At 68.7% G+C, this 26,835-nt stretch carries 27 protein-coding genes and 1 other RNA gene; 9 read left to right on the top strand and 19 right to left on the bottom strand.

Annotation, left to right across the window (positions count from 1 at the left end; genetic code table 11):
• Window positions 1-2 precede the first annotated feature (2 nt).
• The 3 genes from AC1VNX_RS30105 to AC1VNX_RS30095 all read right to left on the bottom strand — a co-directional run bounded on the left by AC1VNX_RS30105 (window position 3) and on the right by AC1VNX_RS30095 (window position 4,702).
• Window positions 3-1,211, bottom strand: a complete 1,209-nt coding sequence (locus tag AC1VNX_RS30105; protein WP_483161202.1) for an acyl-CoA dehydrogenase family protein — start codon at window positions 1,209-1,211, stop codon at window positions 3-5.
• 134 nt (window positions 1,212-1,345) lie between these two features.
• The gene (locus tag AC1VNX_RS30100; protein WP_483161201.1) at window positions 1,346-2,536 is read right to left on the bottom strand and encodes an acetyl-CoA C-acyltransferase; all 1,191 of its coding nucleotides are present in this window, start codon (window positions 2,534-2,536) and stop codon (window positions 1,346-1,348) included.
• Window positions 2,537-2,566: 30 nt separating this feature from the next.
• The gene (locus AC1VNX_RS30095; RefSeq protein WP_483161200.1) at window positions 2,567-4,702 is read right to left on the bottom strand and encodes a 3-hydroxyacyl-CoA dehydrogenase NAD-binding domain-containing protein; all 2,136 of its coding nucleotides are present in this window, start codon (window positions 4,700-4,702) and stop codon (window positions 2,567-2,569) included.
• A gap of 143 nt (window positions 4,703-4,845) precedes the next feature.
• On the opposite strand from AC1VNX_RS30095, the gene AC1VNX_RS30090 reads away from it, so the two are divergent.
• Window positions 4,846-5,760 carry a LysR family transcriptional regulator gene (locus tag AC1VNX_RS30090; RefSeq protein WP_483161199.1) on the top strand — a complete coding sequence of 305 codons (915 nt, stop codon included), beginning with the start codon at window positions 4,846-4,848 and terminating at the stop codon, window positions 5,758-5,760.
• Here the strand turns inward: AC1VNX_RS30090 and AC1VNX_RS30085 are convergent.
• From AC1VNX_RS30085 to AC1VNX_RS30070, 4 genes are all read right to left on the bottom strand, one after another.
• Window positions 5,736-6,047 (bottom strand): hypothetical protein, encoded by a 312-nt coding sequence (locus AC1VNX_RS30085; protein ID WP_483161198.1) that lies wholly within the window; start codon window positions 6,045-6,047, stop codon window positions 5,736-5,738. The genes AC1VNX_RS30090 and AC1VNX_RS30085 overlap by 25 nt on opposite strands.
• 45 nt (window positions 6,048-6,092) lie before the next feature.
• On the bottom strand, window positions 6,093-7,595 hold the full coding sequence (locus AC1VNX_RS30080; protein ID WP_483161197.1) for a sensor domain-containing diguanylate cyclase: 1,503 nt from the start codon (window positions 7,593-7,595) through the stop codon (window positions 6,093-6,095).
• Window positions 7,596-7,682: 87 nt separating this feature from the next.
• Entirely contained in the window at window positions 7,683-8,285 is a 603-nt protein-coding gene (locus AC1VNX_RS30075; RefSeq protein WP_483161196.1) for a YbhB/YbcL family Raf kinase inhibitor-like protein, read from the bottom strand.
• A 53-nt stretch (window positions 8,286-8,338) separates the two neighbouring features.
• On the bottom strand, window positions 8,339-8,686 hold the full coding sequence (locus AC1VNX_RS30070) for a Rieske (2Fe-2S) protein (RefSeq protein WP_483161195.1): 348 nt from the start codon (window positions 8,684-8,686) through the stop codon (window positions 8,339-8,341).
• Between the two features lie 91 nt (window positions 8,687-8,777).
• Here AC1VNX_RS30070 and AC1VNX_RS30065 point away from each other — a divergent pair, with 91 nt between their 5' ends.
• Window positions 8,778-9,305, top strand: a complete 528-nt coding sequence (locus AC1VNX_RS30065) for an ureidoglycolate lyase (protein ID WP_483161194.1) — start codon at window positions 8,778-8,780, stop codon at window positions 9,303-9,305.
• A 10-nt stretch (window positions 9,306-9,315) separates the two neighbouring features.
• On the opposite strand, the gene AC1VNX_RS30060 is transcribed toward AC1VNX_RS30065, so the two are convergent.
• Genes AC1VNX_RS30060 through AC1VNX_RS30035 form a run of 6 tightly spaced genes read right to left on the bottom strand, consistent with a single transcriptional unit; the run spans window position 9,316 to window position 16,185 of the window.
• Entirely contained in the window at window positions 9,316-10,494 is a 1,179-nt protein-coding gene (locus tag AC1VNX_RS30060; RefSeq protein WP_483161193.1) for an amidase, read from the bottom strand.
• A 33-nt stretch (window positions 10,495-10,527) separates the two neighbouring features.
• Entirely contained in the window at window positions 10,528-11,529 is a 1,002-nt protein-coding gene (locus AC1VNX_RS30055; protein ID WP_483162037.1) for an ABC transporter ATP-binding protein, read from the bottom strand.
• A gap of 11 nt (window positions 11,530-11,540) precedes the next feature.
• Entirely contained in the window at window positions 11,541-12,581 is a 1,041-nt protein-coding gene (locus tag AC1VNX_RS30050; protein WP_483161192.1) for an ABC transporter ATP-binding protein, read from the bottom strand.
• 19 nt (window positions 12,582-12,600) lie between these two features.
• Window positions 12,601-13,506 (bottom strand): ABC transporter permease, encoded by a 906-nt coding sequence (locus AC1VNX_RS30045; protein ID WP_483161191.1) that lies wholly within the window; start codon window positions 13,504-13,506, stop codon window positions 12,601-12,603.
• Between the two features lie 53 nt (window positions 13,507-13,559).
• Window positions 13,560-14,513, bottom strand: a complete 954-nt coding sequence (locus AC1VNX_RS30040; RefSeq protein WP_483161190.1) for an ABC transporter permease — start codon at window positions 14,511-14,513, stop codon at window positions 13,560-13,562.
• Between the two features lie 10 nt (window positions 14,514-14,523).
• A complete protein-coding gene (locus AC1VNX_RS30035) occupies window positions 14,524-16,185 on the bottom strand; it encodes an ABC transporter substrate-binding protein (RefSeq protein ID WP_483161189.1) in 1,662 nt (553 codons plus the stop codon).
• A gap of 209 nt (window positions 16,186-16,394) precedes the next feature.
• Here AC1VNX_RS30035 and AC1VNX_RS30030 point away from each other — a divergent pair, with 209 nt between their 5' ends.
• The 6 genes from AC1VNX_RS30030 to htpX all read left to right on the top strand — a co-directional run bounded on the left by AC1VNX_RS30030 (window position 16,395) and on the right by htpX (window position 20,806).
• Window positions 16,395-16,613, top strand: coding sequence for a YgaP family membrane protein (locus AC1VNX_RS30030; protein WP_483161188.1), 219 nt, complete (start codon window positions 16,395-16,397; stop codon window positions 16,611-16,613).
• A 3-nt stretch (window positions 16,614-16,616) separates the two neighbouring features.
• On the top strand, window positions 16,617-17,159 hold the full coding sequence (locus AC1VNX_RS30025; RefSeq protein ID WP_483161187.1) for an RNA polymerase sigma factor: 543 nt from the start codon (window positions 16,617-16,619) through the stop codon (window positions 17,157-17,159).
• Window positions 17,156-18,187: a dihydroorotase gene (pyrC, locus tag AC1VNX_RS30020; protein WP_483161186.1), complete on the top strand. Its 1,032-nt coding sequence runs from the start codon at window positions 17,156-17,158 to the stop codon at window positions 18,185-18,187. Before AC1VNX_RS30025 ends, pyrC begins: the two co-directional genes overlap by 4 nt.
• On the top strand, window positions 18,184-18,999 hold the full coding sequence (locus AC1VNX_RS30015) for an NYN domain-containing protein (protein ID WP_483161185.1): 816 nt from the start codon (window positions 18,184-18,186) through the stop codon (window positions 18,997-18,999). The genes pyrC and AC1VNX_RS30015 overlap by 4 nt, the downstream gene beginning before the upstream one ends.
• The gene (locus AC1VNX_RS30010) at window positions 18,996-19,757 is read left to right on the top strand and encodes a DUF3025 domain-containing protein (RefSeq protein WP_483161184.1); all 762 of its coding nucleotides are present in this window, start codon (window positions 18,996-18,998) and stop codon (window positions 19,755-19,757) included. Before AC1VNX_RS30015 ends, AC1VNX_RS30010 begins: the two co-directional genes overlap by 4 nt.
• Window positions 19,758-19,930: 173 nt before the next feature.
• Window positions 19,931-20,806 (top strand): protease HtpX, encoded by an 876-nt coding sequence (htpX, locus tag AC1VNX_RS30005; RefSeq protein WP_483161183.1) that lies wholly within the window; start codon window positions 19,931-19,933, stop codon window positions 20,804-20,806.
• Between the two features lie 88 nt (window positions 20,807-20,894).
• Here htpX and AC1VNX_RS30000 read toward each other — a convergent pair whose 3' ends face one another.
• The 6 genes from AC1VNX_RS30000 to cysK form a co-directional block, all read right to left on the bottom strand.
• Window positions 20,895-21,341: a hypothetical protein gene (locus AC1VNX_RS30000; protein WP_483161182.1), complete on the bottom strand. Its 447-nt coding sequence runs from the start codon at window positions 21,339-21,341 to the stop codon at window positions 20,895-20,897.
• A gap of 92 nt (window positions 21,342-21,433) precedes the next feature.
• Window positions 21,434-21,877 (bottom strand): hypothetical protein, encoded by a 444-nt coding sequence (locus AC1VNX_RS29995; RefSeq protein WP_483161181.1) that lies wholly within the window; start codon window positions 21,875-21,877, stop codon window positions 21,434-21,436.
• Window positions 21,878-21,973: 96 nt separating this feature from the next.
• A complete protein-coding gene (locus tag AC1VNX_RS29990) occupies window positions 21,974-22,942 on the bottom strand; it encodes a ProQ/FINO family protein (RefSeq protein WP_483161180.1) in 969 nt (322 codons plus the stop codon).
• Window positions 22,943-23,065: 123 nt separating this feature from the next.
• Window positions 23,066-23,629 (bottom strand): VUT family protein, encoded by a 564-nt coding sequence (locus AC1VNX_RS29985; protein ID WP_483161179.1) that lies wholly within the window; start codon window positions 23,627-23,629, stop codon window positions 23,066-23,068.
• Window positions 23,629-25,278 carry an NAD(P)/FAD-dependent oxidoreductase gene (locus tag AC1VNX_RS29980; protein WP_483161178.1) on the bottom strand — a complete coding sequence of 550 codons (1,650 nt, stop codon included), beginning with the start codon at window positions 25,276-25,278 and terminating at the stop codon, window positions 23,629-23,631. Before AC1VNX_RS29980 ends, AC1VNX_RS29985 begins: the two co-directional genes overlap by 1 nt.
• Window positions 25,279-25,350: 72 nt before the next feature.
• Window positions 25,351-26,271 carry a cysteine synthase A gene (gene cysK, locus AC1VNX_RS29975; protein WP_483161177.1) on the bottom strand — a complete coding sequence of 307 codons (921 nt, stop codon included), beginning with the start codon at window positions 26,269-26,271 and terminating at the stop codon, window positions 25,351-25,353.
• 100 nt (window positions 26,272-26,371) lie between these two features.
• Here cysK and rnpB point away from each other — a divergent pair.
• An RNA gene (gene rnpB, locus AC1VNX_RS29970) (RNase P RNA component class A) lies at window positions 26,372-26,700 on the top strand.
• Window positions 26,701-26,835: the final 135 nt, after the last annotated feature.

Below are 26,835 nucleotides of genomic sequence, written 5' to 3'. Positions count from 1 at the left end.
CTTTACAGACCAAGAATCATCTTGCTGATGATGTTCTTCTGGATTTCGTTCGAGCCACCGAAGATCGACAGCTTGCGGTTGTTGAAGTAGCGCGAGGCGGCGGCCGATGCGTAGTCGGGGCCGAAGGTCTCGCCGGTGTAGCCGTCCTTCAGCGCCTCGGCGATGAAGGGGCGGCCATAGACGCCCATCGCGCGGCGGGCCAGCGAAGAAATCTCCTGGCGGATCTCTGTGCCGCGGATCTTCAGCATCGAGCTTTCCGCGCCGGGCACGCCGCCGCCTGCCACCGCCGCGATCACGCGCAGGTTGGTGGTCTTCATGTTCTCCAGGTCGATCTCGACACGCGCCATGCGCGCGGCGAAGGCAGGGTCTTCCGCCAGCGGCTTGCCGTTCTTCGTTTGCGTGGCCGCGATGCCCTTGAGCTGCTCCAGGGCTGCCACCGAGAAGCCCACGCCCGCGATGTTGGTGCGCTCGTAGGTCAGCAGGTATTTGGCGCAGGTCCAGCCCTTGTTCTCCTCGCCCACGAGGTTCTCGGCGGGCACGCGCACGTCGGAGAAGAACACTTCGTTGACTTCATGCTCGCCGTCGAGCGTGATGATGGGGCGCACTTCCACGCCGGGCGAGGTCATGTCGATCAGCAGGAAGCTGATGCCTTCCTGCTTCTTCGCCTCGCGGTTGGTGCGCACCAGGCAGAAGATCATGTTGGCGTGCTGGCCCAGCGTGGTCCAGGTCTTCTGGCCGTTCACGATGAAGTGGTCGCCCTGCGCGTCGATGCCGCGCACGGCGGTGGTCTTCACGGCGGCGAGGTCGGAGCCCGCGCCGGGTTCCGAATAGCCCTGGCACCACCAGTCGGCGCCGTTGAGGATGCGCGGCAGCCAGTGCTTCTTCTGCGCCTCGTTGCCGTACTTGATCAGCACCGGGCCGAGCATGTTCACGCCGAATGGAACGATGCGCGGCGCGAAGGCCAGGGCGCATTCGTTCTCGAAGATGAACTTCTCCACCGCCGTCCAGCCCGGGCCGCCGTACTGCTCGGGCCAGTGGTTGGCGAGCCAGCCGCGCTCGTTGAGGATGGCGTGCCATTCCTGCATGTCGGCCTTTTCGAGGATCTTGCCGCCGCGCACTTTCTCGGACAGCCGCACCGGCAGCTTGGCCGCCAGGAAGGCGCGCACCTCGCTGCGGAAGGCTTCTTCTTCGGTCGTGAAGTTCAGGTCCATGTTGTATCTCTCGGTTTCGTTTGGACGTATTCATCGGGAACACCGCGGAACCGGCTTTGCCGGGCCGCAGGTGTTGCCCCCGGAAGGGGGTTGGCGAAGCGACACGAAGTGCGCGCAGCCTGGGGGAGAGTCGTTCAGTAGATTTCGAACAGGCCGGCAGCGCCCATGCCGCCGGCGATGCACATCGTGACCACCGCGTACTTCGCGCCGCGGCGCTTGCCTTCGATGAGCACGTGGCCCGCGAGGCGCGCGCCGGTCATGCCGAAGGGGTGGCCGATGGAGATCGCGCCGCCGTTCACGTTCAGGCGCTCCGACGGAATGCCCAGCCGCTCCTGGCAGTAGATGGACTGCGAGGCGAAGGCTTCGTTGAGCTCCCACAGGTCGATGTCCTGCACCTTCAGGCCGTGGCGCGCGAGCAGCTTGGGCACGGCGAAGACCGGGCCGATGCCCATCTCGTCGGGCTCGCAGCCGGCCAGCGCGAGGCCACGGAAGGCGCCCAGCGGCTTGAGGTTGGCGCGCTCGGCGTCCTTGGCTTCCATCAGCACGCAGGCCGATGCGCCGTCCGACAGCTGCGAGGCGTTGCCGGCGGTGATGAACTTGTCTTCGCCCATCACGGGCTTCAGCTTGGCGAGCGCTTCGTAGGTGGTGCCGCGGCGGTTGCAGTTGTCTTCGGTGGCCGTCACTTCGCGGTAGCTGACTTCCTTCGTCTCCTTGTCGGTGACGGCCATCGTGGTGGTGCACGAGACGATCTCGTCCTTGTAGCGGCCGGCGATCTGCGCTTCTTCGGTTCGGCGCTGGCTCTCGGCGGAGAAGCGGTCCTGCGCCTCGCGGCTGATGTTGTAGCGCTTGGCGACGATGTCGGCCGTTTCGATCATCGCCATGTACAGCTCGGGCTTGTGCTCGACGATCCACGGGTCCATGCCGCTGTCGCCGGAGTCGGTGGCGCTGCGCGAGCGGATCTGCGAGATGCTTTCGACGCCGCCCGCGATCATGGCCGGCGCGCCGTCCACCACGATGCGGCCCGCGGCCATGGCAATCGCCTGCAGGCCGGAGGCGCAGAAGCGGTTCACCGTGGTGCCGGCGATGGAGATCGGCAGGCCCGCGCGGATGATGGCCTGGCGCGCCACGTTGCGGCCGGTGGTGCCCTCGGGGTAGCCGCAGCCGAGGATCGCGTCCTCGATCAGCGCGGGGTCGAGCCCGGAGCGCTCCACCGCCGCCTTTACGGCGAAGGCAGCCAGCGTGGGGCCGGGGGTGATGTTGAATTCGCCGCGGTGCGCCTTGGTGAGCGGGGTGCGGGCGGTGGAAACGATGACGGCTTCACGCATGGGGTGTCTCCTGGACGGCTGACTCTGTGATTACTCGGATTGATTGAGGCTGGCGAAATCGGCGCCGCGCTCCACCAGCTGCACCAGCAGCGGCGAGGGCTTCCAGAAGATCGGGTCTTCCTTCGCGAATTCGCGGATGTCTGCGAGCACCTTGGGCAGGCCCACGGTGTCGGCGTACTTCATCGGGCCGCCGCGATGGCGCGGGAAGCCGTAGCCGTAGAGGAAGGTCACGTCCACGTCGAGCGGGCGCAGCGCGATGCGCTGGAGCACGACGTTGGCGCCTTCGTTGATCATCGCGGCCATGTAGCGGCGCATGATTTCCTCTTCCGTGAAGGTGCGCGGCTTGATGCCGGCGCGCTCGCGCTCGGCGTCGATGATGGCCAGCACTTCGGGGTCGGGCTGGCCGGTGCGGGCGCCTTCGGGGTACAGGTAGTAGCCGCGCTGCGTCTTCTGGCCGAACCAGCCGCGCTCGCAGATGCGGTCGGCCACCTGCACGTAGCGCGCCTGCGGATCGCGCGTGGCGGCCTTGCGCTTGCGCGTGGCCCAGCCGATGTCGCCGCCCGCGAGGTCCGACACCTGGAAGGGGCCCATCGGGTAGCCGAAGTTGCGCACCGCCTCGTCGATCTGGTACGGAGACGCGCCGTCTTCCATCATGTGGTCGGCGGCCTGGCGGTACACGGCCAGGATGCGGTTGCCGATGAAGCCGTCGCACACGCCGGCGCGCACCGGCACCTTCTTGAGCTTCTTGGCCAGTTCGAAACCGGTGGCGACCACGTCGGCGCTCACCTTGGCGGGCACCACGATCTCCAGCAGCTTCATGATGTTGGCGGGCGAGAAGAAGTGCAGGCCCACCACGTCCTGCGGGCGCGAGATGCTGGCGGCGATCTCGTCGATGTCGAGGTACGAAGTGTTGGTGGCGATCACCGCGCCGCGCTTGCACACGCGGTCGAGTTCGGCGAACACGGCCTTCTTCACGCCCATTTCCTCGAACACGGCTTCCACCACGATGTCGACCTTGGCGAGCGCGTCGTAGCTCGTGGAGCCGGAGAAGCGCGCCATGACGGCCGCCTTGGCCTCGGCCGTCATGCGGCCCTTGGCGATGAGGCCGTCGTACACCTTCTCGACGTTGGCGCGGCCGCGCGCGAGCTGCGTGTCGTCGCGCTCGATCATGGTCACGGGCAGGCCCGCGTCGAGCATGGCCACCGCGATGCCCGCGCCCATGGTGCCGCCGCCGACGATGCCGGCGGAGTCGAGCGTGCGGGGCCTGGCGGCCTTGGTCTCGGGCGCCTTCAGCACTTCGCGCTCTGCGAAGAAAGCGTGGATCAGGCCGGCGCGCTGCGGGCTGTCGATGCACTGCAGGAACAGCTTGCGCTCCAGCGCCATGCCTTCGTCGAAGGGCAGGGTGAGCGCGGCTTCGACGGCCTCCACGATCTTCATCGGCGAGAACAGGCCGCGGCTCTTCCTGGCGGTGTCGGCGCGCGCGGCCTCGAGCGCGGCGCGGCTGGCTTCCTTGTCGGCCAGCGCGCCGGCCTCGCGCGTGCGGCGCACCGGGGACTTGGCGGCGACCAGTTCCTGCGCGTAGGAGATGCCTTCGGCGCGCGCGTCGGCGTCCGTGGCCAGGCGGTCGACGAGGCCGAGCGACAGCGCTTCCTTCGCGCCGGCATGGCGGCCGCTGAGCATGAGTTCGATGGCGGGCTTCACGCCGATCAGGCGCGGCGCGCGCTGCGTGCCGCCCGAGCCGGGCAGGAGGCCCAGCGCCACTTCGGGCAGGCCCAGCTTCGCGGTGGGCGAGGCGATGCGGTAGTGCGCCGACAGCGCCACTTCCAGCCCGCCGCCGAGCGCGGCGCCGTGGATGGCGGCGACGACCGGCTTGGTGCAGTTCTCGATCTTCAGGCACACCTCGGGCAGCGAGGGCGGCTGAGGCGTCTTGCCGAACTTGCGGATGTCCGCGCCGGCGATGAAGTTGCGGCCTGCGCCGACGAGCAGCACGGCCTGCGCGCCGCTGTCGGCTTCCGCGGCGTCGATGGCGGCCGCGAGGCCGCGGCGCACGTCCACGCCCAGGGCGTTGACGGGCGGGTTGTCGATGGTCACCACGAACACGTCGCCAAGACGTTCGAAGGTGACGGGACCGGTGGACGTGGAGGGGCTGGGAGTTGGGGTGGCCATGTGCGTGTCGCTTGTCTCTTGCGTTGCGGACCGGTCGGGTCCGAGGCTCTGGGGTGAACCCCGCATTCTTGGTCCGCATCACTGCTTTGACAATTGCATAGCCGGTTGACAGACTGTCAAAGGATTTTTGACACAATCGGCCCATGGACCTCCAGTCGCTCACCCTGTTGGTGGAAATCCTCGATGCCGGCAACCTGAGCGCGGCGGCGCGCCGGCTCAAGATGACCCGCGCCAACGTCAGCTACCACCTGAACCAGCTCGAACGCTCGGTGGGCGCCCAACTGGTGCGGCGCACCACCCGGCGCGCCGAGCCGACCGAGATCGGCCTGCGCCTGTACCAGCACGGCATCGCCATCCAGGCCGAGCTGCTGGCGGCGCGCGAATCGGTCACCACGCTGGGCCAGGGCCTGCAGGGCCGCGTGCGCCTGAGCGTGCCCAGCGGCTACGGGCAGCTGGTCATGGCCGACTGGCTGATCGACTTCAAGCGCCAGTACCCCGGCATCGTGCTCGACGTGGTGTTCGAGAACCGCATCGAGGACCTGCTGCGCGACGAGGTCGACATCGCCATCCGCGTGATTCCCGAGCCGCCGCAGAACCTGGTGGCGCGCGGCATGGGCCCCGTGCGCTACGTGGCCTGCGCTTCCACTGAATACGCCGCGAAGAACCCGCTGCCGGTGCAGCTCGACGCGCTGCAGGGCGCGCCGGTGGTCACGGCCGCCGTCATCGGCCGGCAGCTGCGCGTGTCGGCCTACCAGGGGGAGACGCGACGCGAGGTGATCCTGGAGCCGACGCTCATCTCCGAGAACTTCCTGTTCCTGCGCCAGGCCATCCTCGCCGGCCTGGGCATCGGCCTCGTGCCCGACTACGTGGTACAGGAAGACGTGCGCCGGGGCGACGTGGTGACCACGCTCGACGACTGGCGCCTCTCCATCTTCGGCACGCAGATGTTCATGCTCTACATGCCCAACCGCCAGCACACGCGGGCGATCCGGACGTTCATCGACTTCGTGCTGGAGCGCGTGAGGGGGCCGGGCTATGAGGGCCCGGAGGCGCAGTAGATCAGGAGGGCTGCCACGCCGATCAGAAGCCAGGTGAGGAAGCCCACGATGCTGCCCAGATCCGCGTTGATGACGATGCGTCCGCTGGGCGCCTGCACCCACTTGGCTGTCATCGCTTCGACGCCTTCCTCGTGCTGCTCGACGACCACGCGCCCCAGCGTGGCGACCGGAACGACGACGAGTCCGGTGAGGTAGCCGATCAGGTGCATCGCGGCCTCCGCGACGGGCTGCAGCACCAGTTCGACCACCGGCCGGATCAGAGCTTCGGCAAGACCTTCAAGGGGCATCGGTTCTTTACGGACTGCTGGTGGTTGGGCTGGTCTTGTAGATGGCTATGGCTGCCGCCGGTCGGCCTGCTCGCTCTCGTAATACCGAGCCTTGTCCACATACATAGCCCGGTCCGCCCGCTGCATCGCAGCCTCCAGCGCCTCGTCGCCATGGCAGGTCGCCAGCCCGATGGCCAGGCTCAGGGCGTGGCCGCTCTGGCCGGCGTGGAACTGGTTGTTCATCTCCAGCAGCGTGAGGATGCGCTCGCGCATCGCCTCGGCGCCGCGCTCGTCGGTCATGGGCAGCAGCACGGCGAATTCGTCGCCTCCGATGCGCGCGGGCCAGGCGGGGAGGTCGACGGCCTTGTCCAGCACCTCGCCCATGCGCCGCAGCAGCGAGTCGCCCGCCGCGTGGCCTTCCTGGTCGTTGACTTGCTTCAGGCCGTTGAGGTCGATGGCCACGATCGACACCGGCCACGGGCCCTTGCGCGAGAGGCGGTTGAGCTCCTCGGTGTAGTAGGTGCGGTTGCACAGCTGCGTGAGCACGTCGTGCTTGCCGAGGTATTCGAGGTAGGCCTCCGCCTTCTTGCGCGCAGTGATGTCGACCAGCGACACCAGCACGAGGTCCCAGGTGTCGAGGCGGTCGTCCTGCACCGCGAACTGCATGTGGATGTTGAGCACCTCGCCCGACAGCGAGTAGTTGAGCACCTCGCGGTGCTGCACGGTCTTGCCGTTCCACAGGTCCTGCAGCTGCTCGGCGAAGGACTCGCGCATCTCGTCGCGGAAGATGCGCGAGAGGTTGCCCAGCAGGGTCTGCAGGTCGGGCGCGCCGAACATGCGCAGCGTCTCGTGGTTCACGTCGATGACGCGGATCTCCTGCATGCAGCGCGTCACGAAGTCGGGGTGCACCTTGATGAAGGTGGCGAAGTCGGTGATGCCGCGCGAGCGGATGGTCTCCAGCAGCGCGCGCACGGCGCTGAAGTCTTCCACCCACAACGACACCGGCGAGCGGTCGAAGAGGCTGCGCGCGTATGTCGCGCTCTCGTCGCGCAGGCGCTGCGCGGCCACGCGCTCGGTGACGTCGTCCAGCGCCACCAGCACGCGGCTCCAGCTGTCTTCGTAGCCCGGCAGCACGCGGGCGCGCACGCGCACGTCGAGCCGGCGGCCGTCGAGCGCGTAGTTGACGGTCTCGCTCTCGAAGCTGAGCTGGCCGCGCCAGAGCTGGTCGAGCTCGTGCACCACGGTGGCCGACATGTCGCCGCGAAACACGCGGTCGAGCGCGCCGAGCAGCGTCTGTTCGCTGTCGGCGCCGAAGAGCTTGAGCGTGTGCTGGTTGACCCGCAGCACCTTCAGCAGCGCCATGCATTCGCTCACCCGGCCCGGATCGGCCGACAGGTGCGCCACCAGGTCGGTGACGCCCTCGGCGCGCCAGCCGTCGAGCTTGCGCTTGAGGTCGCCGTAGTCCTCGATCCAGAGGGAGACCGGCGCCAGGTCGAACATGGCGTCGAGGTCGCCGGCGGCGGAAGGTGATGCCGGCGTGGAGCCGGAGGTGGCGGCGGGCAGGGCCATCGATGAAGCTTTCAGGGAAGCGGCGCGGTCATGGCTGACGGGCGCCGACGGACTGAGTTCTTAATTATTAACCGCAGCCGACCCGGCTCAGCGGCTGTAGAGGCCCACCACGCTCTGGCCGCCCAGCGCGCGGCCCTTGAGCGCGGCCAGCAGCGCGTCACGGCCGAGGCCTGCGGGCAGGCTGCCCGGCGCGAGCTCGGTGGCGATCACGGTCATGACGTAGTGGTGCGGGCGGTCGCCCACCGGCGGGCACATGCCGCGGTAGGCGGCGGCGCCGGCCACGTTCGGGCCCATGGTGAAGTCGAAGTTGGAGCCGGCCTGACCCTCGCCCGCCTTGAGCTCGCCCCGCTCGGCCGCGATGTTGTAGGCCACCCAGTGCGACACGCCCAGGCCGGCCGCGCCGTCGGGGTCGAACACCAGCACGGCGACCGACTTGGTCTTGGCCGGCAGGTTGCTCCAGGCCACCGGCGGCGAGACGTTCTTGCCGCCGCAGTCGCCCGCGCCCGCGTGCTCGGCCGGGATGGTGCCGTTGTCGGCGAAGGCGCTGGAGGTGACCTTCATGCCCGTGGAGCCCTTGCCGACGGGCGAGGACATGCCCGCGCAGCCCGCCAGGAGGCCGGCCAGCGCGAGCGCCGCGGCGGGCAGGGCCAGATGCGGGAGAGTGCGGAATCGGGTGTTGCAGTTGCGCATGTCTTTTTCTCCTGAACGTTGTCCTGTCTGTCTTCTGTTCTCTTCTCTTGTCTTCAACCGGCCGCGCCAGGCCACACGCTGCCGTCGGCCTTCGCGTGCACGGCCACCGGCGCGAGCCGCGCGCCGCGGCAGGGGCCGCCCACGCACTTGCCGGTGTCGGGCTCGAAGATGGCGCCGTGCCGCGCGCACATCAGAAAGCGGCCTGAACTTTCCAGCACCTGGCCTTCGAAATCAAGCGGGCCTCCCGCATGGGGGCACTGGTTGAGATAGCCGTACACCTCGCCTTGCCACCGCACGGCGAAGGCCCTGGCGCCATCGGGCGCGGTGAACAGCGCGGCGAGGCCGCCTTCGGCGAGCGCCGGGGCTATGGGCAAGGGTTGCTGCTGCTCTGTGATGCTCATGCCGGACAGTATCTCCTGCACGGCGGGGCAGGGCAGTCCGCATGCCCGACCCCGCGTAGGCCCACGGCACACTTTCTGCTGCAATCGCCCCATGAACGATGCTCCCCAGAACGGCGCCGCGGCACTCGTGGCGCAGCCGCTGACGCCCGAGGCCTTCGCGCCCTTCGGTACCGTGATCGCGGCGCCTGCAGCCGACAGTGCGGGCGAGGGCCGGCCGATCAACGCAGGCAACGCGCGTCGCTTCGACCTGCTCGACGACATGCGGCTGGACGCCGAAGGCGGCCGCCCGATGCTGGCGCTGTTCCGCGCGCAGTCGCGGCACTTTCCGCACGAGGTCTCGGAGATGGAGCGCCACGCTCTCGGCAGCCAGACCTTCGTGCCGCTGGGCGAAAGGCGCTTCGTGATCGTGGTCGCCCGCGCGGGGGAAGCGCCTGTGTCGGCACAGCAGCTCTCCGCTTTCGTCACCGACGGGCGCCAGGGCATCGTGCTCGCGCCGGGCACCTGGCATCACGCGCTGCTGGCGGTGGACGGGGGCGACTTCGTGGTCATCGAGCGCGCCGCAAGCGGTGTCGATTGCGACATCTGCCACCTTCGCCAGGCCGGCAGCGTGCGGCTCTGAAGCCCCGGTTTCAGCCCGCGATCCGCTGCGCCAGCGCGATCAGCGACCGGTCCGACCCCGCAGGCCCGAGCAGCGAAACGCCCAGCGGCGCGCCCTCGCGCGAGGCCAGCGGCATCGACAGCTGCGGAAAGCCCGCCAGCCCCGCGATGCACAGCATGCGGATCGCGCGGTTGCGGTAGTCCTCCAGCGCGGCCTCGCTGTCGCTGCGCAGCGGTGCGATGTCGGGCATGGTCGGCATCAGCAGCACGCCGTCGGTGCCGAGCAGCGCGGCCAGGTGCTCGCGGAACGCGGCGCGGAAGACGCGGGCGGTGGCGACCTGCGCGTCGGTGACCTCGCGCGACCAGGCGAAGCGCTCGGCCACGCCCGGCCCCAGCGGTGGTGCGTAGCGTTCGATGAGCGGGCCGTCGGTGAGCCAGGCTTCGCGCGACTGCAGGTAGCGGAAGTTCCAGTACATCGTGTCGAAGGATTCCAGCGCCGCCGTGGTGCCCGTGGCGGGGCCGAGGAGGGCCTGCACGCGGTCGGCCGCGGCCTGCAGCGCGTCGGCGGCCACCGGCTCGGCCAGCGCCCAGACGTCGTCGGGCCGCAGCAGCCGCACGCGCTCGGGCAGCGGCGCGGCGTCGGCTTCGAGCAGCACGTCGGCCACGCGCGCGAAGGTGCCGATGTCGCGCGCGAACCAGCCGCAGGTGTCGAAGCTGGGCGCGAGGTCGAGCGCGCCTTCGAGGCTCACGCGGCCGTGCGTGGGGCGCAGGCCGTACAGGCCGCAGTGGTTGGCCGGCGCGCGCACCGAGCCGCCGGTGTCGGTGCCCAGCGCGAAGTCGCACAGGCGGGACGACACGGCAGAGGCCGAGCCCGAAGACGAGCCGCCCGTGATGCGCAGCGGTGCGGCGCCGTTGACGGGCGCGCCGAAGTGCGCGTTGTTGCCGTTCATCGAGAACGCGAGCTCGTCCGTCACCGTCTTGCCGGCAAAGCGCGCGCCGGCATCGAGCAGCTTCTGCACGGTCGGCGCGGTGCGCGTCTTGATGCCAGACATCGCCAGCACGATGGGGTTGCCGCCGCCCGTGGGATAGCCGGCAACGTCGAACAGGTCCTTCGCGGCGAAGCTCAGGTCGGCGAGAGGGCCGGTGGCGGCGCGCGGTACGGGGGCGTCGGGGTAGGGGACGAAGGCGTGGGCGGGGTCGTGCAGGGGCATGGCGATGAATGATGTCGATGAGGAGGCTGGCTGTCAGGAGGCGGGCACCGGCGAGAGCACGGGGGCCATGGCCGCTGCCGCATCGGTGCGGATGCAGCGCACGCGATGGCCCGGCGCGAGCTCTGCCGCTGGAGGCTGGGCGGCACGGCAGGCCTCGTCGGCCAGCGCGCATCGCTCGGCGAAGGCGCAGCCGGGCGGCAGCGCGGAGAGGTCGGGCGGCGCGCCGCCGATGGTTTCCAGCCGCGTGCCGCGCGCCAGCGCGCCATGCGCGCGGCTCTTGAGCAGCGCGATGGTGTACGGATGGCGCGGCGAGCGGATCAACTCGCGCGCCGTGCCTTCCTCGACGATGCGCCCCGCGTACATCACGGCGATGCGGTCGGCCACCTCGACGGCGGCGCCGATGTCGTGCGTGACGAAGATCACCGACAGGCCCAGGTCGCGCTGCAGTTCGCGCAGCAGCAGCAGGATCTGGATCTGCACCGTGGCGTCGAGCGCGGTGGTGGGCTCGTCGGCCAGCAGCAGCTGGGGGTTGCAGGCCAGCGCCAGCGCGATCATGGCGCGCTGGCGCATGCCGCCCGACATCTCGTGCGGATAGGCCTGCAGGCGCCGCTCGGGGCTCGGAATGCGCACGCGCTCGAAGAGCGCCAGGGCGCGCCGCCATGCCTCGGCCTGCGTGACCGGCTCGTGCCGGCGGATCGACTCGGCGATCTGCGCGCCCACCGGGTACACCGGGTCGAGCGCCAGCAGCGGCTCCTGGAAGATCATCGACGCGACCTTGCCGCGAAAGCCCGCCAGCTCGCGCTGCGACATCGCGAGCACGTCGCGCCCGTCCACCTGCACCGTGCCGCCCATGCGGGTGCGGCGCTCGGGGTGCAGGCGCAGCAGGGTGCGCAGGGTCACGCTCTTGCCCGAGCCCGATTCGCCGATCAGCGCGACGACCTCGCCGCGCTGCACTTCGAGGCTCACGCCGCTGACGGCCTGCACCGGCTTGCGGCCGCCGTCGAAGCTGACGCTGAGGTCGCGCAGGCGCACCATCGGTTCGTTGCTCATGCTGCCTGCCTCCGGGGTTGGATGGCCATCGGATGCCCGCTGCCCGCCTCGTGGACCAGGCAGCTCGCCGCGTGCCGCGAGCCGATGGCGATGCGCTCGGGCACCACGCTGGCGCACACCGGCGCGGCCAGCGCGCAGCGCGGATGAAAGCGGCAACCCGATGGCGGATCGATGGGGTTGGGCGGATCGCCCGCGAGCGCCGCTTCTTCCGTGCGATGGTCGGGGTCCATCGACGGCATGGAGGACAGCAGCGCACGCGTGTACGGATGCGCGGGCGCTTCGTAGAGCGCGTCGGCCGGACCGATCTCGGCCACCTGGCCCAGGTACATCACCATCACGCGGTCGCTCACGTAGCGCACCACGTTGAGGTCGTGGCTGATGAAGACGTAGGTCAGGCCGAACTCGGCCTTCAGGTCGAGCAGCAGGTTGATGACCTGCGCCTCCACCGACTTGTCGAGCGCGGAGACCGCCTCGTCGAGGATCACCATGCGCGGCTGCAGCGCCAGCGCCCGCGCGATGTTCACGCGCTGCCGCTGGCCGCCGGAGAGCTCGTGCGGATAGCGCTCGGCAAAGCGCTGCGGCGCCAGCCCGACGCGCGCGAGCAGGTCGCGCGCGCGCTCCACCGATTCGCGCCGGGGCACGCCGTGCACGCGGGGCCCGAAGGCGATCGAGTCCTCGACGGTGAGGCGCGGGTTCAGCGAGGCGTAGCTGTCCTGGAAGACCATCTGCACCTGGCGGCGGAACTCCTTCAGCGGCAGGTCGCGCCCGCCCACCTCGCGGCCGTCGAACACCACCTCGCCGCGCGTGGGCTCCATCAGCTGCATCAGCAGGCGCGCGGTGGTCGACTTGCCGCAGCCCGATTCGCCGACCACGCCCAGCGTCTCGCCCTTGAGCACTTCGAAGTCGACGCCGTCCACGGCGCGCACCATGCCGCCACCGCGGCCCAGCGGGTCTTTCTTGAGCGGGAAGTGCTTGACCAGGCCGGTGACGGTGAGCAGCGGCTGACCGGGGCCGCCGATGTCGATGGGTTTTTCCATTCTTCCCATTCTTTTTCCCCTAGCCGCCCTTGTTGTCCATCGCCGAGCGCAGCCCGTCGGAGAGGAGGTTGAAGGAGATCGAGGTGACGAAGATCATCACGCCCGGCAGCGCGGCCACCCAGGGCTGCACGTAGATGGCAGTGCGCAGCGTGTTGAGCATCAGGCCCCACTCGGGCTCCGGCGGCTTCACGCCCAGGCCCAGGAACGACAGGCCCGAGGCCAGGATCATCGATACCGCGATCAGGCTGGTGGCGTACACGAAGATCGGCCCGAGCACGTTGCCCAGCACGTGCACCCGCACGATGGTGAAGGCCCCGGCGCCCGAGGCCCGCGCCGCCTCCACGTAGTCGCGCGTGCGCACCTGCGTGGTCACGCTCTCGGCCACCCGCGCGATCTGCGGAATGAAAACGATGGTCAGCGAGATCAGCGAATTGACCACCCCCGCGCCCAGGGTGCCCGACAGCGCGATGGCCAGCAGCACCGAGGGAAAGGCATAGAACACGTCGATGGTGCGCATGACGAGCGTGTTGGTCAGGCCGCCCGCGTAGCCCGCGACGATGCCGATCACCGTGCCCAGCACGAAGGCGCAAAGCACCGGCGTGATGCCGATGAAGAGCGACAGCCGCGCACCGACGATCAGGCGCGAGAGCATGTTGCGGCCCAGCTCGTCGCTGCCCAGCGGCAGGCCTTCGGTGCCGATGGGCTTGAGGCGCTTGAGCATCGACGACTGATAAGGGTCCGACGGCGCGAGCCAGGGGCCGAAGATGGCGAGCGCGATCAGCAGCAGCACGACGACGGCGGCACCGACGGCCACGGGGTCGCGCCGCAGGCGCAGCCAGACCGAGGCCCAGTAGCCGCGCGAGCGCTGCTGCGCCGGCAGGGGCTCGGCCGCGATGGCGGAAGAGGCGGGAAGCACGGAGGACATGGTGTGGGGCTCTTTTCTTTTTCTCTTCTCTTCTTCTCTTTTCCTGTGGCTCTTCAGGCCCGCGCGATGCGCGGATCGAGCAGGGTCTGCAGCACGTCGACCAGCAGGTTCAGCACGACGAAGAACAGCGCCAGCACCAGGATCGTGCCTTGCAGCAGCGGCAGGTCGCGCTGGAAGATGGCGGAGTTCAGCAGGAAGCCGGTGCCGGGCCAGGAGAACACCGTCTCGATCAGGATCGAGCCGCCCAGCAGGTAGCCCAGCTGCAGCCCCATCACCGCCAGCGCCGTGGGCGCCGCGTTCTTCACCACGTGGCGGAACACGCCGGCGTGCGTGAGTCCCTTGGCGCGCAGGCCCGTGATGAATTCCTGCTCGAGGATGTCGGCCACCAGCGCGCGCACCGTTCGCGCGACGATGCCCATGGGAATCACCGACATGGTGAGCGCCGGAAGCAGCAGGAACTGCAGGTGCGCCCAGTCCCAGGCCCAGTCGTCCGAGCCGCTGGGCCCTGCTCCCGTGGCCGGCAGCCACATGAGCTGAGACGAGAACACGATCACCATCACCATGCCCAGCCAGTAGTGAGGCACGCTCACGCCCAGCACCGAGAACACCGATGCCGCCCGGTCGACCCAGGAGCCGCGGAAGTAGCCCGCCACGAAGCCGAAGAGGCAGCCCAGCACGAAGCCGATGAAGGTGGCCACCACCGCGAGCCGCAGCGTGTTGCCCACGGCGGTGAACACCTCGCCGGCCACCGCGCGGTTGCTGGCGATCGACACGCCCAGGTCGCCGTGCAGCGCGCGCCACAGCCACATGGCGAACTGCTCGGGCAGCGAGCGGTTGAAGCCGTACAGCTCGCGCAGCTGCGCCTGCAGCTCGGCGGAGGCGTCGGGCGGCAGTATCGACACCAGCGGATCGCCCGGCGCGATGTGCACGAGCAGGAAGCACACGAGCGCCACGCCGATCATGATCGGCAAGGCGTAGAGCACGCGGCGCAGCAGGTAGGCGAGCATCGGGGGCTCGTCAGTCCATGCTCATCGTGGCGATGTCGATGAACCAGCTCCTGGGCTGCACCACGTTCTTCACCTTGGCGGAGATGGCGCGCGGGCCCACGTCGTGCGCGATCCACAAGAAGGGCGCGTCGTCCACGATGTGGGCGTGCAGCTTCGCCAGCGCGGCATCGCGCGCCTTCTCGTCGAAGCTGGTGCGCGCGTCGGCCACCAGCTTGTCGACCTCGGGGCTGCCGTAGTAGCCCCAGTTGTTCGACACCGGCGGGAAGGCCTTGGTGCTCACGAAGCGCACCATCGCGAAGAACGGGTCCATGGCCGCGAAGCTGATGTTGACCGCGTTGGCGCCGTTGGCCGAGGGGTCCTTCGCGCCCTTGCGCCAGTTGGTGAAGAGCGTGTTCCATTCGATCACGTCGAACTGCACGTCGAAGTAGCACTGCTTGAGCGACTGCTGCGCGAACTCGTTCATCGGCAGCGGCTGCATCTGGCCCGAGCCCGATGCCGAGATCTGCACCTTCACCTTGATCGGCTTGGCGGCCGAGTAGCCGGCCTGCGTCATCAGCGCCTGCGCGGCCTTCACGTCGTACTTGATGTCGAAGGTGGGCTTGCCGAACCACGGGTGGCCCGGCGGCACCGTGCCCTTGGGCTCGGCCATCATGCCGCCCAGCAGCTGCTTCATGCCGCCGCGGTCGATGCACAGGTTGGCGGCCTGGCGCACGCGCTTGTCGAGCCAGGGCGAGCCTTCGGCGAACGAGAGCTGCCAGGGCCACACGTGGGGCTGCGCGTTCGAATAGATCTTGAAGCCGCGCTGCGTGATCTGCGCCATGGCGTCGGGCGCGGGCGCCTCGATCCAGTCGACCTGGCCGCCCAGCAGCGCAGCGGTGCGCGCATTGGCCTCGGGCATGGGCAGCAGCACGACCTTGTCGATCTTCGGCACGCGCCTGGCGTCCCAGTACGCCTTGTTGGCGGCCAGCTCCAGCCGTTCGCGCGCCACGAAGCGCGTGACCTTGAACGGGCCCGAGCCGGCGGGGTCGGCGGCGAAGGCGGTCCAGGCGGCCTTGGCCTTGTCGGCGGGCGTGGCGCCGGCGGCCGCGTCGAACTTCTTCTGCCAGTGGGCGGGCGAGGCCATGAACAGGTTCGTGAGGTTGATCGGCAGGAAGGCGTCGGGCTCGCTGGTGGTGAATTCGACCGTCGTGTCGTCGACCTTGCGCGCCGACCTGAGCGTGGGCATGCGCGAGGCCGTCACGCCGACCTGGCTGGGGTCGAATTGCACGGCCTCCTTGTCGAGCACCTTCTGCACGTTCCAGACGACCGCATCGGCGTTGAAGGCCGAGCCGTCGTGGAACTTCACGCCGGGGCGCAGCTTGAAGACCCACTTGGTCTTGTCCTTGGCATCGACCGCCCAGGAGACGGCCAGGCCTGGAATCAGCACGCTGGGCGCGTCGGCCTTCGACAGGTCCCACTGCGTGAGCGAGTCGTAGATCGGGATGCCGGTGAAGCGGTTGCCCTCGAAGCCCTGGTCGGGCTGGCCCAGCGTGCGCGGAATGTCGGCCGCCGTCATGGCGATGCGCAGCGTTTTCTCCTGTGCCATCGCGTGGGGCGCGGCAAGCATCGTGGCGGCGAGCGCCGCGCAGGCGGCCAGGGGTTTCAGGAACAGGGCGGGGGCGGCACGCTTCACATGGAACTCCGGTGAATGGATGGACGAGAGATTCGTCCGGGAGAACCGGTCAAGCACGACATGTGCCAGCCGGCACGGGTAGCCGCTCGTGCGCACCTTTTGCCTCGCATGGAAAAATTCCTGCATTCCCGCGAACCGTTTGGCGGGCTCGATGCCTCTTCATGTCCGAGGGTCTTCCTCAACACTCAAGAAGGATCGAAGGAACCACCATGCTCTACGCAAAGAATCTGCCCGGCTGGGAACGCGCGCTGCGCATCGTCATGGGCCTCGCCGGCCTCGCTTTCGCCGCCATCGGCTGGAGCACCGCCGGCTTCGGGCTCGCGGTGGCCATCGCCCTCATGGGCGCCATGCTCGCGCTGACCGGCCTGTTCGGCTTCTGCCCGATGTGCGCCATGGCCGGGCGCAAGCTCGACGGAAAAGGGCGCTGAACCATGGCCTCCGGCACCGACCGCACCGGCCTGATCCACGCCGCGCAGACCGGCGACCCGGCCGCCATCGCCAGCCTGCTCGCGGTCTGCCAGGCCGACGCGCGCCGCTACGCCTGGCGGCACTGCCAGGCCAGCGACGTCGACGACGCGGTGCAGGAGTCGCTGCTGGTCATCGTGCGCAAGGTCCGGGGGCTGAAGGCCGCGGCGGCGTTCTCGTCGTGGCTCTTCACCGTGATCCGGCGCGAATGCCTGAGGCTGCAGCGTGCGATGTTCCGCCACGACCCGCACGACGATGAGGTCGCCGAGCGGCAGCTGGCCAGCCGGGGCGATGCCGCGCTGCGGCTGGACCTGACCCACGCGCTGGAATCGCTGCCCGCGCACTATCTCGAAGTGGTGCTGCTGCGCGATTTCGAGGAGCTGACCATCGCGGAAATCGCCGAGCGGCTCGGCGAACCGGCGAGCGCCGTGAAGAGCCGGCTGCACCGCGCCCGTTCGCTGGTGCGGGAGTACCTTCTGGGGGCCGATGCGACAATCGGCCCGCAATGACAGACACCCTCACGATCACCCGCCCCGACGACTGGCACCTGCACGTGCGCGATGGCGCCGCCCTCGAAGCCGTCGTTCCCCACAGCGCCCGCCAGTTCGGCCGCGCACTGATCATGCCGAACCTGCGCCCCCCCGTGACCACCGCCGCGCAGGCCGTGGCCTACCGCGACCGCATCCGCGCCGCCGTCCCCGAAGGCACCGGCTTCGAGCCGGTGATGTCGCTCTATCTCACCGACAACCTGCCCGCCGAGGAAATCGCGCTGGCAGCCGTTGCCGGCGTGCGCGCGCTCAAGCTCTACCCGGCCGGCGCCACCACCAACAGCGATGCCGGCGTGACCGACATCCGCAAGACCTACAAGACGCTGGAAGCCATGCAGAAGCACGGCCTGCTGCTGCTGGTGCACGGCGAGGTGACCGACCCGGCCATCGACCTGTTCGACCGCGAGGCCGTGTTCGTCGACCGCGTGATGATCCCGCTGCGCCGCGACTTCCCCGAGCTCAAGGTGGTGTTCGAGCACCTGACCACGAAGGAAGGCGCCCACTACGTGCGCGACGCCGGCCGCTTCACGGCCGCCACCATCACGGCGCACCACCTGCTGTACAACCGCAACGCCATCTTCACCGGCGGCATCCGCCCGCACTACTACTGCCTGCCCGTGCTCAAGCGCGAGACGCACCGCGTGGCGCTGGTCGAGGCGGCCACCAGCGGCAGCGACCGCTTCTTCCTGGGCACCGACAGCGCGCCGCACCCAGCGCACCTGAAGGAGCACGCGCTGGGCTGCGCGGGCTGCTACACCGCGCTCACCGCCATCGAGCTCTACGCAGAGGCCTTCGACAACGCTGGCGCGCTCGACAAGCTCGAAGGTTTCGCGAGCTTCCACGGCCCAGATTTCTACGATCTGCCGCGCCACACCGACACCATCACCCTCAAGCGCGAGAGCTGGACCGTGCCCGAGACCGTGCCCTACGGCGACGCCACGCTCAAGCCGCTGCGCGGCGGCGAGACCGTCAACTGGAAGCTGGCATGACGGTCCCCACGCTGCGCGTGATGCTGCTGATCGATGCCGACAACGTGTCGGCCGAAGTCATCGAGCAGGCGGTGCAGCGCACCATGGACGAATACGGCGCCATCCACGTGCGCCGGGCGTACTGCAACGCCGAGATGGCGGTGAACCGGCAGGCGCTCTTCAAGCGCCTCTCGGTGCGGCCGATGGTGAACCTGTCGGCCGGCAAGAACAGCACCGACATCGCGCTGTCGGTCGATGCCATCGACCTCGCCATCGCCGAGCGTCCCGACGTGGCGGTGCTGGTGTCTTCCGACTCCGACTTCGCGCCGCTGGTGATCCGCCTGCGCGAGAAGGGCTGCCGCGTCTGCGGCATCGGCCAGCAGGGCAAGACGGGCGAGGAAACCATCGGCATCTACGACGCCTTCACCGACATCGCGCACAACGCGGTCGCCAAGCCGGCAGCGCGCACGGTGCCCGCGAAGAAGACGGCCGCTGCCAAGACCACGCGCGCCAAGGCAGCGCCCGCAGCGAAGAAGACTCCGGCGAAGACGGCGCGCAAGACCGCGGCGAAGGCCGCCAGCAAGGCCGAGCCTCCGCAGGAACTGCGACAACAGCCGCAGCCATCGGAGGCAGCCGAGTTCATCCTCCAGGCAGCTCCCGCGCTGCGCAGCGGCAAGGACGTGCCGCTCAACGACGTGGCCAAGGCCCTGCGCACCGCCGGCCTGCTCGGCAAGAACAGCAGCTCGCTCAAGCTCTTCGAGAAGCTTCCGGCCGAGTTCGCGCTGATGCAGCACCCGGACCGCATCCGCTGGACCGGCGCCCCCGCGCCTTGACCCTGCCGGCGATCGACTGGGCGCAGCCCTGGCTCGCGCCCTATCGCGCCGATGGCGAGGCTGCGGCGCAGACCGTTGCGCGCAACGATGGCTGCGTGGCGGCCGCGCTGCGGGGCATCAGGTCCGGATCGGCACCCGACTTCGTGAGGCAGCACGAGCTGCCCGCCGGGCAGGCCTACGAGGCCCACATCTTCCGGACCCGCACGGTCCCGACCCGTGACAACCTGCACGACTTCTTCAACGGCCTGGTTTGGCTCGCCTTTCCCCAGGCGAAGCGCCGCCTGAACGAACTGCAGGCCGGCGAGATCGCCCGAGACGGTGTCGGTGCCACGCGTGGTGCGCTGCGCGACGCGCTGACGCTGTTCGACGAGAACGGTGCACTGCTCGACGCGCCGCCGGCGCTGTGGCGGGCGCTGGCCGCGCGCGACTGGCACGCGCTGTTCATCAGCCGGCGCGGGCTATGGAGCGAGGCGCGGCTGGTGCTCTTCGGCCATGCGCTGCTCGAAAAGCTGGTTACGCCGCGCAAGCCGATCACCGCGCACGTTCTGCTGCCGGCGGACGGCGAAAGCGGCTCTGCGCCGCTCGACGATGCCTCGGTGGCGGGCATGCTCGATCCGCTTCGGCTCCAACACAAGCCCTTCGTGCCGCTGCCGGTGCTCGGCGTGCCCGGCTGGTGCGCGGACAACGAGGTAGCGCGGTTCTATGACGATCCGCAGGTGTTCAGGCCCTTGGCCGGTCGGGGAATACCGGGAGCCTAGAACTTTTGCTCCTATCATGGCTCCACCCGGCTGCCGCCGACCGGAGCTCCCAGAACACACACAACACCCAGGGCTTCCATGCCGCGAACCGCCTGAAAAACGGCTTGGACACGGCTTGAAGGGGGCCTCGGGGCCCTCATCTGGGTGGCAGATTTCCCCACGGAGAATTCAACTTGAAACGTATCCTTCTGTTTGTCCTGACCAACGTGATGGTCGTCGCGGTGCTCGGCGTGGTCGCCAGCCTGCTCGGCGTCAATCGCTTCCTCACGGCCAACGGGCTCAACCTGGGCGCGTTGCTCGGCTTCGCGCTGGTGATGGGTTTCGGCGGCGCGATCATCTCGCTGCTCATCAGCAAGCCCATGGCAAAGTGGACCACCGGGCTGCACATGATCGACAACCCCCAGTCGCCCGACGAGGCCTGGATCGTCGGCACCGTGCGCAAGTTCGCCGACAAGGCCGGCATCGGCATGCCCGAGGTCGGCATCTTCGAAGGCGAGCCCAATGCCTTCGCGACTGGCGCGTTCAAGAACTCCTCGCTGGTGGCGGTGTCCACCGGCCTGCTGCAGAACATGACGCGCGAAGAGGTCGAGGCCGTCATCGGCCACGAGGTGGCGCACATCGCAAACGGCGACATGGTCACCATGACGCTGATCCAGGGTGTGATGAACACCTTCGTCGTGTTCCTGTCGCGCGTGATCGGCTATGCCGTCGACAGCTTCCTGCGCCGCGGCGACGACCGTTCCTCGGGGCCCGGCATCGGCTACTACGTGAGCACCATCGTGCTCGACATCGTGCTCGGCTTCGCCGCCGCGATGGTAGTGGCCTGGTTCTCGCGCCACCGCGAGTTCCGCGCCGACGCCGGCGCCGCCGCGCTCATGGGCCAGAAGCAGCCGATGATCAACGCGCTCGCCCGACTGGGCGGCCTGCCGGCCGGCGAACTGCCGAAGGCGGTGGAAGCCATGGGCATCACGGGCAGCATCGGCAAGCTGTTCGCCACGCACCCGCCGATCGAAGAGCGCATTGCGGCGCTGCAGAACGCGCAGCGTTGAACGGTCCGCAAGGCACTGAAAAACAAAAAGGGGCTGGTCGATTGACCAGCCCCTTTTTCGTTCGACGACGCGAGTGAGTGGTGTGCGCTCAGAGGTTGAGTGTCGAGATGGCCGCCATGCCTTGCTTGATGTTGTTGCGCGCGGCACCTTCCACCGACATGCGCAGGCGGGTCGTGCCCACGAGCGAATCGAACGCGCCACCCGTGTAGGTCGACTTGATGACCTGGCGCATCGCCACCGATTTGTCGGAGGTCTTGATGAGCGTCCAGCCCGCTTCCATGTCGACCGTGAACGCGGCGCCGAAAGAGGGCTTGGTCAGCTTGGAGATCGCGACCGACAGCTCGTAGTCCCCGCTCTTGCCTTTGACGATCTCCTTGAACAGGGCCGACTGGGTGATCGATTTCTCGATGGCGGCGCGCAGGTCGTCATCGGCGATGTCCGAACTCCACATGGGATTCGTCTCGTTGCCGCCACCGGTCTTGACCGAGAGCGAATAAGGCAGCTTCTTGCTCGATGCGGTGGGGGGAGCCGTCATGGCATCGCGATTGGCCGGGGAGGCGCAACCTGCGAGGACGACGACAACGGCGAGGGTGGCCAGCGCAGCGGCGCGGCGAAAGGCTTGATTGATCATTTCTGCTTTTCCGATGCTTTGAAGATGTTGCCGACCACTTCGTCCACCATTTCCGGTGGCGAAAGGCGGGTCAGCGAGGTGTGGAGCGAATTGCCGGTGGCCAGCGGGAAGTCGGACTTCGGATCCCGTACCGTGACGGTGAGCTCCATCAGGTACATGGTGATGTCCCACCACCATTTGTCGACGTAGGTCACGACGGCGTCGACCTGTTCGGATGGCTTGCTGTCGTCGACAACCTCAAGCCCGCGCTTGCGCAGGTTGCCGGTGATGAGTTCCTGGACCGTGCCGTCCTCACCTCCGAGCTTCTTGACCTGCACAACGCGCAGCTTGTCGAGGTTTGCCGAGGGATCGACGGTGGCAGTTGCGCGATTGACCGCGCATCCGCTCGCGAAGATCGAAACGGCCACGGCTGCGAACAGCAGCCGGATGACTCTTTTCAATTTTTTTCTCCTCCGCCCGAAATTGGGCCGGAGGAATGTAACTGAAATGTATGAAAAAGTTTCGGGAGCGCTGGTGCCGGCGGCCGAACCGTGAAATCAGTCCTGTGCGCTGGTGCTGTCCGGCGTCGGGGCCGCGGTTTCGTCGGCAGCCGTAGCCTGTGCGGCGGTGGCGGCTTGCGCTGCCGCTGCCTGCTCGCTGCGCGCACGCTGCAGCGTGCGCGTCACTTCGCCAGGGTTCATGCCATACATGTCCGCGAACTCCTTCTCGCTGCGCCCGCTGGCCTCGAAGGCGCGCAGCAGGGCCTCGCGTTTGGCGGCCTGTTCCGCGAGCAGGGCGAGGGCTTCGTCGAGCACGGCGTTGTTGTTCGCGTCGCGCGAGCGCACCAGCACGGCGTAAGCCTCGCGGTCGAGGCCCGAGGCTTCGACGGCGCGGGCCAGCCGGGCCACGAGCTGCGGGCGCAGGTCTTCGCCGGTGCGCTGCGAGCGGCGGCGGTGCAGTTCGAGGATGGCGTGGTGCACGTGCTCGGGCGCAACGGGCTCGGCGACGTTGCCGTCGAGGTCGTGGCGCGGATGGCCGGCGGCCACGCTTTCGAGATAGCGGGTGGAGCGCGCGTGCAGGCCCATCGCGACCTTCAGGTCTTCGGCCTTGAAGTCGTCGGGGTGGCGGGCGATCAGTTCCTCGTACACGCCGAGCTTGAGCGGGAGGAAGCGCGCGCCGAAGAGGTTCGGGTACAGCTCGAACAGGCGTTCGAGCGCCGGGTGCACCTTGCGTTGCGGGCGCGCCGGTTGTTGCTGCTTCTGTTGCGTCGACTGTTGCTGCTGGCCCTGCGCCTGCTGCGCCTGCTGCGGCTTCTTCGGCTTGCGCTGTTGCTGCTGATGCCGTTGCTGCGGGCGCTGCCTTGCCTGCGCGGGAGCGGAGGAGGCGCCGGCGGCAGCTTCGTCAGGCGCGGTCGTCGCGCCGTCCGTGCCGGCGCGCAGGGCCTGCAGCTGTTGTGCCATGTCGAGGCGCTCGCCACGGGGGCGGCGCGACTTGTTGTTCGGGTTGGCGGTGGTTGCTTCGGTCATTCTGGAGATTCGGCGCGAGGGCGCGAAAGCAGGAAGGAATTCAGTGAAATGCGCTCGCGCATGCGGCGCGGCGGACGGAATGGGGTGCTGGGCGCATTGTCGTTTCTGTGGTCGTCGTCGTCGTCAGCCTGCCGCCGCCGAAGCGCGTGCGGCCTGGCGGCCGATCAGCAGCCGGAAAGGCAGCAGCATGAGTACGCCCACGGCCAGCTTCACCGCGAGGTCGCCCAGCGCCCAGGTGAACCACGGGCCTTCGGTGCCCGCGAAGGCGATGCCCCAGAACACGATGCTGTCGAGCACCGCGGCGATCACCGTGGCGACCAGCGGCGCGCGCCACCAGAGGCCGCGGCGCAGGCGGTCGAAGACGCCGATGTCGAGCAGCTGCGATGCGATGAAGGCCAGCCCCGAGGCGGCCGCGATGCGCACCGGCGCCAACAGCAGCGACACGCCCACCGCCACCGCGAAGCCCACCCACGCCACGCGCCGCGCCATGCCGGGGCCGAAGCGCCGGTTGACGAGATCGCTCACGAGGTAGGCCACCGGATAGGTGAAGGCGCCCCAGGTCAGCCAGTCGTTGATGGCGAACTGCACGAGGATGTTGGAGGCGAGCACCACGGCGGCCATCGCCAGCGTGGCGGCGATCAGGTGGCCGGGCGTGGGGCGCTCGAAGCGGAAGGACGACTGCTGCATCAGACGCTCGCGGTGCGTTCGCGCTCCGACTCGGCCAGCACGCTGCGCGCCACGGCCTCGGCCACCTTGATGCCGTCCACGCCGGCCGACAGGATGCCGCCCGCGTAGCTCGCGCCTTCACCGGCGGGGTACAGGCCGCGCACGTTGAGGCTCTGGAAGTCGTCGCCGCGCGTGATCTTGATGGGCGACGAGGTGCGCGTCTCGACGCCGGTGAGCACCGCGTCGTGCGTGTCGAAGCCCTTGATCTTGCGGCCGAAGGCGGGGAAGGCCTCGCGCATCGCCTCGATGGCGTAGGCGGGCAGGGCCTTGTGCAGGTCGGTCGGCGTCACACCCGGCTTGTACGAGGGGATCACGCTGCCGAGCTCGGTGGAGGGCTTGCCGGCGATGAAGTCGCCCACCAGCTGGCCGGGCGCGCGGTAGTCGCCGCCGCCGAGCACGAAGGCGTTGCTTTCGAGCTCTCGCTGCAGGGCGATGCCGGCGAGCGCGTCGCCCGGGTAGTCGCGCGGGTCGATGCCCACCACGATGCCCGCGTTGGCGTTGCGCTCGTTGCGCGAGTACTGGCTCATGCCGTTGGTGACCACGCGGCCCGGTTCGCTGGTGGCTGCGACCACGGTGCCGCCGGGGCACATGCAGAAGCTGTAGACCGAGCGGCCGTTGCTCGCGTGATGCACCAGCTTGTAGTCGGCCGCGCCCAGCAGCGGGTGGCCGGCATGGCGGCCCCAGCGCGCGCGGTCGATCAGGCCTTGCGGATGCTCCACGCGGAAGCCGATGGAGAAGGGCTTGGCCTCGATGTGCACGCCGCGCTTGTGCAGCATCTCGAAGGTATCGCGCGAGCTGTGGCCCAGCGCCATCACCACGTGGTCGGCGCGCAGTTCGCTGCTCTGGCCGGTGGCCTGGTCGAGCACGGTGAGCCCACGCAGATGGCCGTCCTCGATGTGCACGTCGGTCACGCGCTGCTCGAAGCGGATCTCGCCGCCCAGCGCCACGATCTGCTCGCGGATGTTCTCCACCACCTTCACCAGCTTGAAGGTGCCGATGTGCGGATGCGCGACGTAAAGAATTTCTGGCGGCGCGCCGGCCTTCACGAACTCTTCCATCACCTTGCGGCCGAGGAAGCGCGGGTCCTTGATCTGGCTGTAGAGCTTGCCGTCCGAGAAGGTGCCGGCGCCGCCTTCGCCGAACTGCACGTTCGACTCGGGGTTGAGCACGCTCTTGCGCCACAGGCCCCAGGTGTCGCGGGTGCGCTGGCGCACGGTCTTGCCGCGTTCGAGCACGATGGGCCTGAAGCCCATCTTCGCGAGCATCAGCGCCGCGAAGATGCCGCAGGGGCCGAAGCCGATCACCACGGGCCGCGTCGGCAGGCCTTCGGGCGCGCTGGCAGGCGGCGTGTAGCGCATGTCGGGCGCGCTCTGGATGTGCGGATGGCCCGCGTGCTTCGCGAGCAGGGCGGCTTCGAGCTTCGCGTCCGACAGTTGCACGTCGCAGATGTAGACGGTGAGCAGCTCGACCTTGCGGGCGTCGAAGCTGCGCTTGTAGACGTTGTGGGAGGCGATCGCCTCGGTCGGGACGCCGAGCGTCCTGGCGATCAGCGCGGCCAGCGCCTCGGGCGCGTGGTCGAGCGGGAGTTTGAGTTCGGAGATTCTCAGCATGGCGTGGGGCTTGTAGTTATCAAGCAGACCACGGATTTTAAGCGCCAGGGGTGCTATGAAAGGGATAGCGGGTCAGGCGGGAAGGAAGCCTTCGACCGACAGATAGCGCTCCCCCGTGTCGTAGTTAAAGCCCAGCACCACCGCATCGGGCGCCAGCGAGGGCAGCTTCTGCGCGATGGCCGCGAGCGTCGCGCCCGAGGAGATGCCGACCAGGATGCCTTCCTCGCGAGCGCAGCGGCGCGCCATTTCGCGGGCGGGCTCCGCGTCCACCTGCAGCACGCCGTCGAGCAGCGAGGTGTCGAGGTTCTTCGGGATGAAGCCCGCGCCGATGCCCTGGATCGGGTGCGGCGAAGGCTGGCCGCCCGAGATGACCGGCGAAGCCACAGGCTCCACGGCAAACACCTGCAGCTTCGGCCACTTCTTCTTCAGCACCTTCGCCACGCCGGTGATGTGGCCGCCCGTGCCCACGCCGGTGATGAGCACGTCGATGCCGTCAGGAAAATCGGCCGCGATTTCCTCGGCCGTGGTGCGCACGTGCACGTCGACGTTTGCGGGGTTGTTGAACTGCTGCGGCATCCACGCGCCGGGCGTGCCGGCCACGATTTCCTCGGCGCGGGCAATGGAGCCCTTCATGCCGTTGGCGCGCGGCGTGAGGTCGAAGGTGGCGCCGTAGGCCAGCATCAGGCGGCGGCGCTCCACCGACATGCTGTCGGGCATCACCAGGATCAGCTTGTAGCCCTTGACGGCCGCCACCATGGCCAGGCCGATGCCGGTGTTGCCCGAGGTGGGCTCGACGATGGTGCCGCCGGGCTTGAGCGCGCCGCTCTTCTCGGCGTCTTCCACCATCGAGAGCGCGATGCGGTCCTTGATCGAGCCGCCGGGGTTGGCGCGCTCGGACTTGATCCAGACCTGCTGCTTCGCATTGCCGAACAGGCGGTTGATGCGGATGTGCGGCGTGTTGCCGATGGTCTGGAGGATGTTCTGGGCCTTCATGGATGCAATCTCCTTGGATCGATGCGTTTGTCGGACGGACAGCGCGCATTGTGAGACCAGCCCGAAAGCGCGCCCGGGCACAGGCGATAATCCACCCCGTGAAGCACGCCAGACCGCCGCTGGTGCAAGTGCCGAAAGGCCGCACTGGAGGAACGTCCGGACTGCACAGGACAGCGCAGGAGTTAACGACTCTCCACCGTGAGGTGAGGATCAGAGCAACAGAGACGAGCCGATTGAGTTCGGGTGAAACGGGCAATCTCTGCGCGCAGCAACACCAAGTAGGCCAGTATCGAGGTGGTTCCGCTGAGCTGGCGGGTAGGTGGCATCGAGCCGTCTGGTGACAGGCGGCCCAGAGTAATGGCGGTCACGCCGCAGGTTCCGCAAGGGGCCTGCGGTGCACAGAATCCGGCTTATCGGCGAGCTTCACACTTTTCTTCCTTCCCCTTTTTCGCGTTTTTGCGCCTTCGGCCCCGGCCCGGGCGGGCGCAAGCCTTGCCGCCAGCAGGGATTGGTAATTACCCGTATAATTGATAGCATGCTAATTAATAGCAGGCTATCGTGAGC

Source organism: Variovorax sp. TLI9-5A, from assembly GCF_056867935.1.
The sequence above is the reverse complement of the archived record's forward strand: the minus strand, read 5'-3'. Positions and strand labels throughout refer to the sequence as shown.

Coding starts and splice junctions, on each gene's coding strand:
- AC1VNX_RS30060 (WP_483161193.1), bottom strand. CDS start 10,494: ATGCCCCTGCACGACCCCGCCCACGCCTTCGTCCCCTACCCCGACGCC.
- AC1VNX_RS30075 (WP_483161196.1), bottom strand. CDS start 8,285: ATGCGCAACTGCAACACCCGATTCCGCACTCTCCCGCATCTGGCCCTG.
- AC1VNX_RS29985 (WP_483161179.1), bottom strand. CDS start 23,629: ATGCAGCAGTCGTCCTTCCGCTTCGAGCGCCCCACGCCCGGCCACCTG.
- AC1VNX_RS30085 (WP_483161198.1), bottom strand. CDS start 6,047: ATGCCCCTTGAAGGTCTTGCCGAAGCTCTGATCCGGCCGGTGGTCGAA.
- AC1VNX_RS29980 (WP_483161178.1), bottom strand. CDS start 25,278: ATGCTGAGAATCTCCGAACTCAAACTCCCGCTCGACCACGCGCCCGAG.
- pyrC (WP_483161186.1), top strand. CDS start 17,156: ATGACAGACACCCTCACGATCACCCGCCCCGACGACTGGCACCTGCAC.
- AC1VNX_RS30090 (WP_483161199.1), top strand. CDS start 4,846: ATGGACCTCCAGTCGCTCACCCTGTTGGTGGAAATCCTCGATGCCGGC.
- AC1VNX_RS30025 (WP_483161187.1), top strand. CDS start 16,617: ATGGCCTCCGGCACCGACCGCACCGGCCTGATCCACGCCGCGCAGACC.
- cysK (WP_483161177.1), bottom strand. CDS start 26,271: ATGAAGGCCCAGAACATCCTCCAGACCATCGGCAACACGCCGCACATC.
- AC1VNX_RS30070 (WP_483161195.1), bottom strand. CDS start 8,686: ATGAGCATCACAGAGCAGCAGCAACCCTTGCCCATAGCCCCGGCGCTC.
- AC1VNX_RS30040 (WP_483161190.1), bottom strand. CDS start 14,513: ATGCTCGCCTACCTGCTGCGCCGCGTGCTCTACGCCTTGCCGATCATG.
- AC1VNX_RS30080 (WP_483161197.1), bottom strand. CDS start 7,595: ATGGCCCTGCCCGCCGCCACCTCCGGCTCCACGCCGGCATCACCTTCC.
- AC1VNX_RS30045 (WP_483161191.1), bottom strand. CDS start 13,506: ATGTCCTCCGTGCTTCCCGCCTCTTCCGCCATCGCGGCCGAGCCCCTG.
- AC1VNX_RS29990 (WP_483161180.1), bottom strand. CDS start 22,942: ATGACCGAAGCAACCACCGCCAACCCGAACAACAAGTCGCGCCGCCCC.
- AC1VNX_RS30100 (WP_483161201.1), bottom strand. CDS start 2,536: ATGCGTGAAGCCGTCATCGTTTCCACCGCCCGCACCCCGCTCACCAAG.
- AC1VNX_RS30095 (WP_483161200.1), bottom strand. CDS start 4,702: ATGGCCACCCCAACTCCCAGCCCCTCCACGTCCACCGGTCCCGTCACC.
- AC1VNX_RS30030 (WP_483161188.1), top strand. CDS start 16,395: ATGCTCTACGCAAAGAATCTGCCCGGCTGGGAACGCGCGCTGCGCATC.
- AC1VNX_RS30105 (WP_483161202.1), bottom strand. CDS start 1,211: ATGGACCTGAACTTCACGACCGAAGAAGAAGCCTTCCGCAGCGAGGTG.
- AC1VNX_RS30000 (WP_483161182.1), bottom strand. CDS start 21,341: ATGACGGCTCCCCCCACCGCATCGAGCAAGAAGCTGCCTTATTCGCTC.
- AC1VNX_RS30065 (WP_483161194.1), top strand. CDS start 8,778: ATGAACGATGCTCCCCAGAACGGCGCCGCGGCACTCGTGGCGCAGCCG.
- AC1VNX_RS30015 (WP_483161185.1), top strand. CDS start 18,184: ATGACGGTCCCCACGCTGCGCGTGATGCTGCTGATCGATGCCGACAAC.
- AC1VNX_RS30055 (WP_483162037.1), bottom strand. CDS start 11,529: ATGGTGCGCCTGCGCGACCTCAGCGTCAGCTTCGACGGCGGCCGCAAG.
- AC1VNX_RS30050 (WP_483161192.1), bottom strand. CDS start 12,581: ATGGAAAAACCCATCGACATCGGCGGCCCCGGTCAGCCGCTGCTCACC.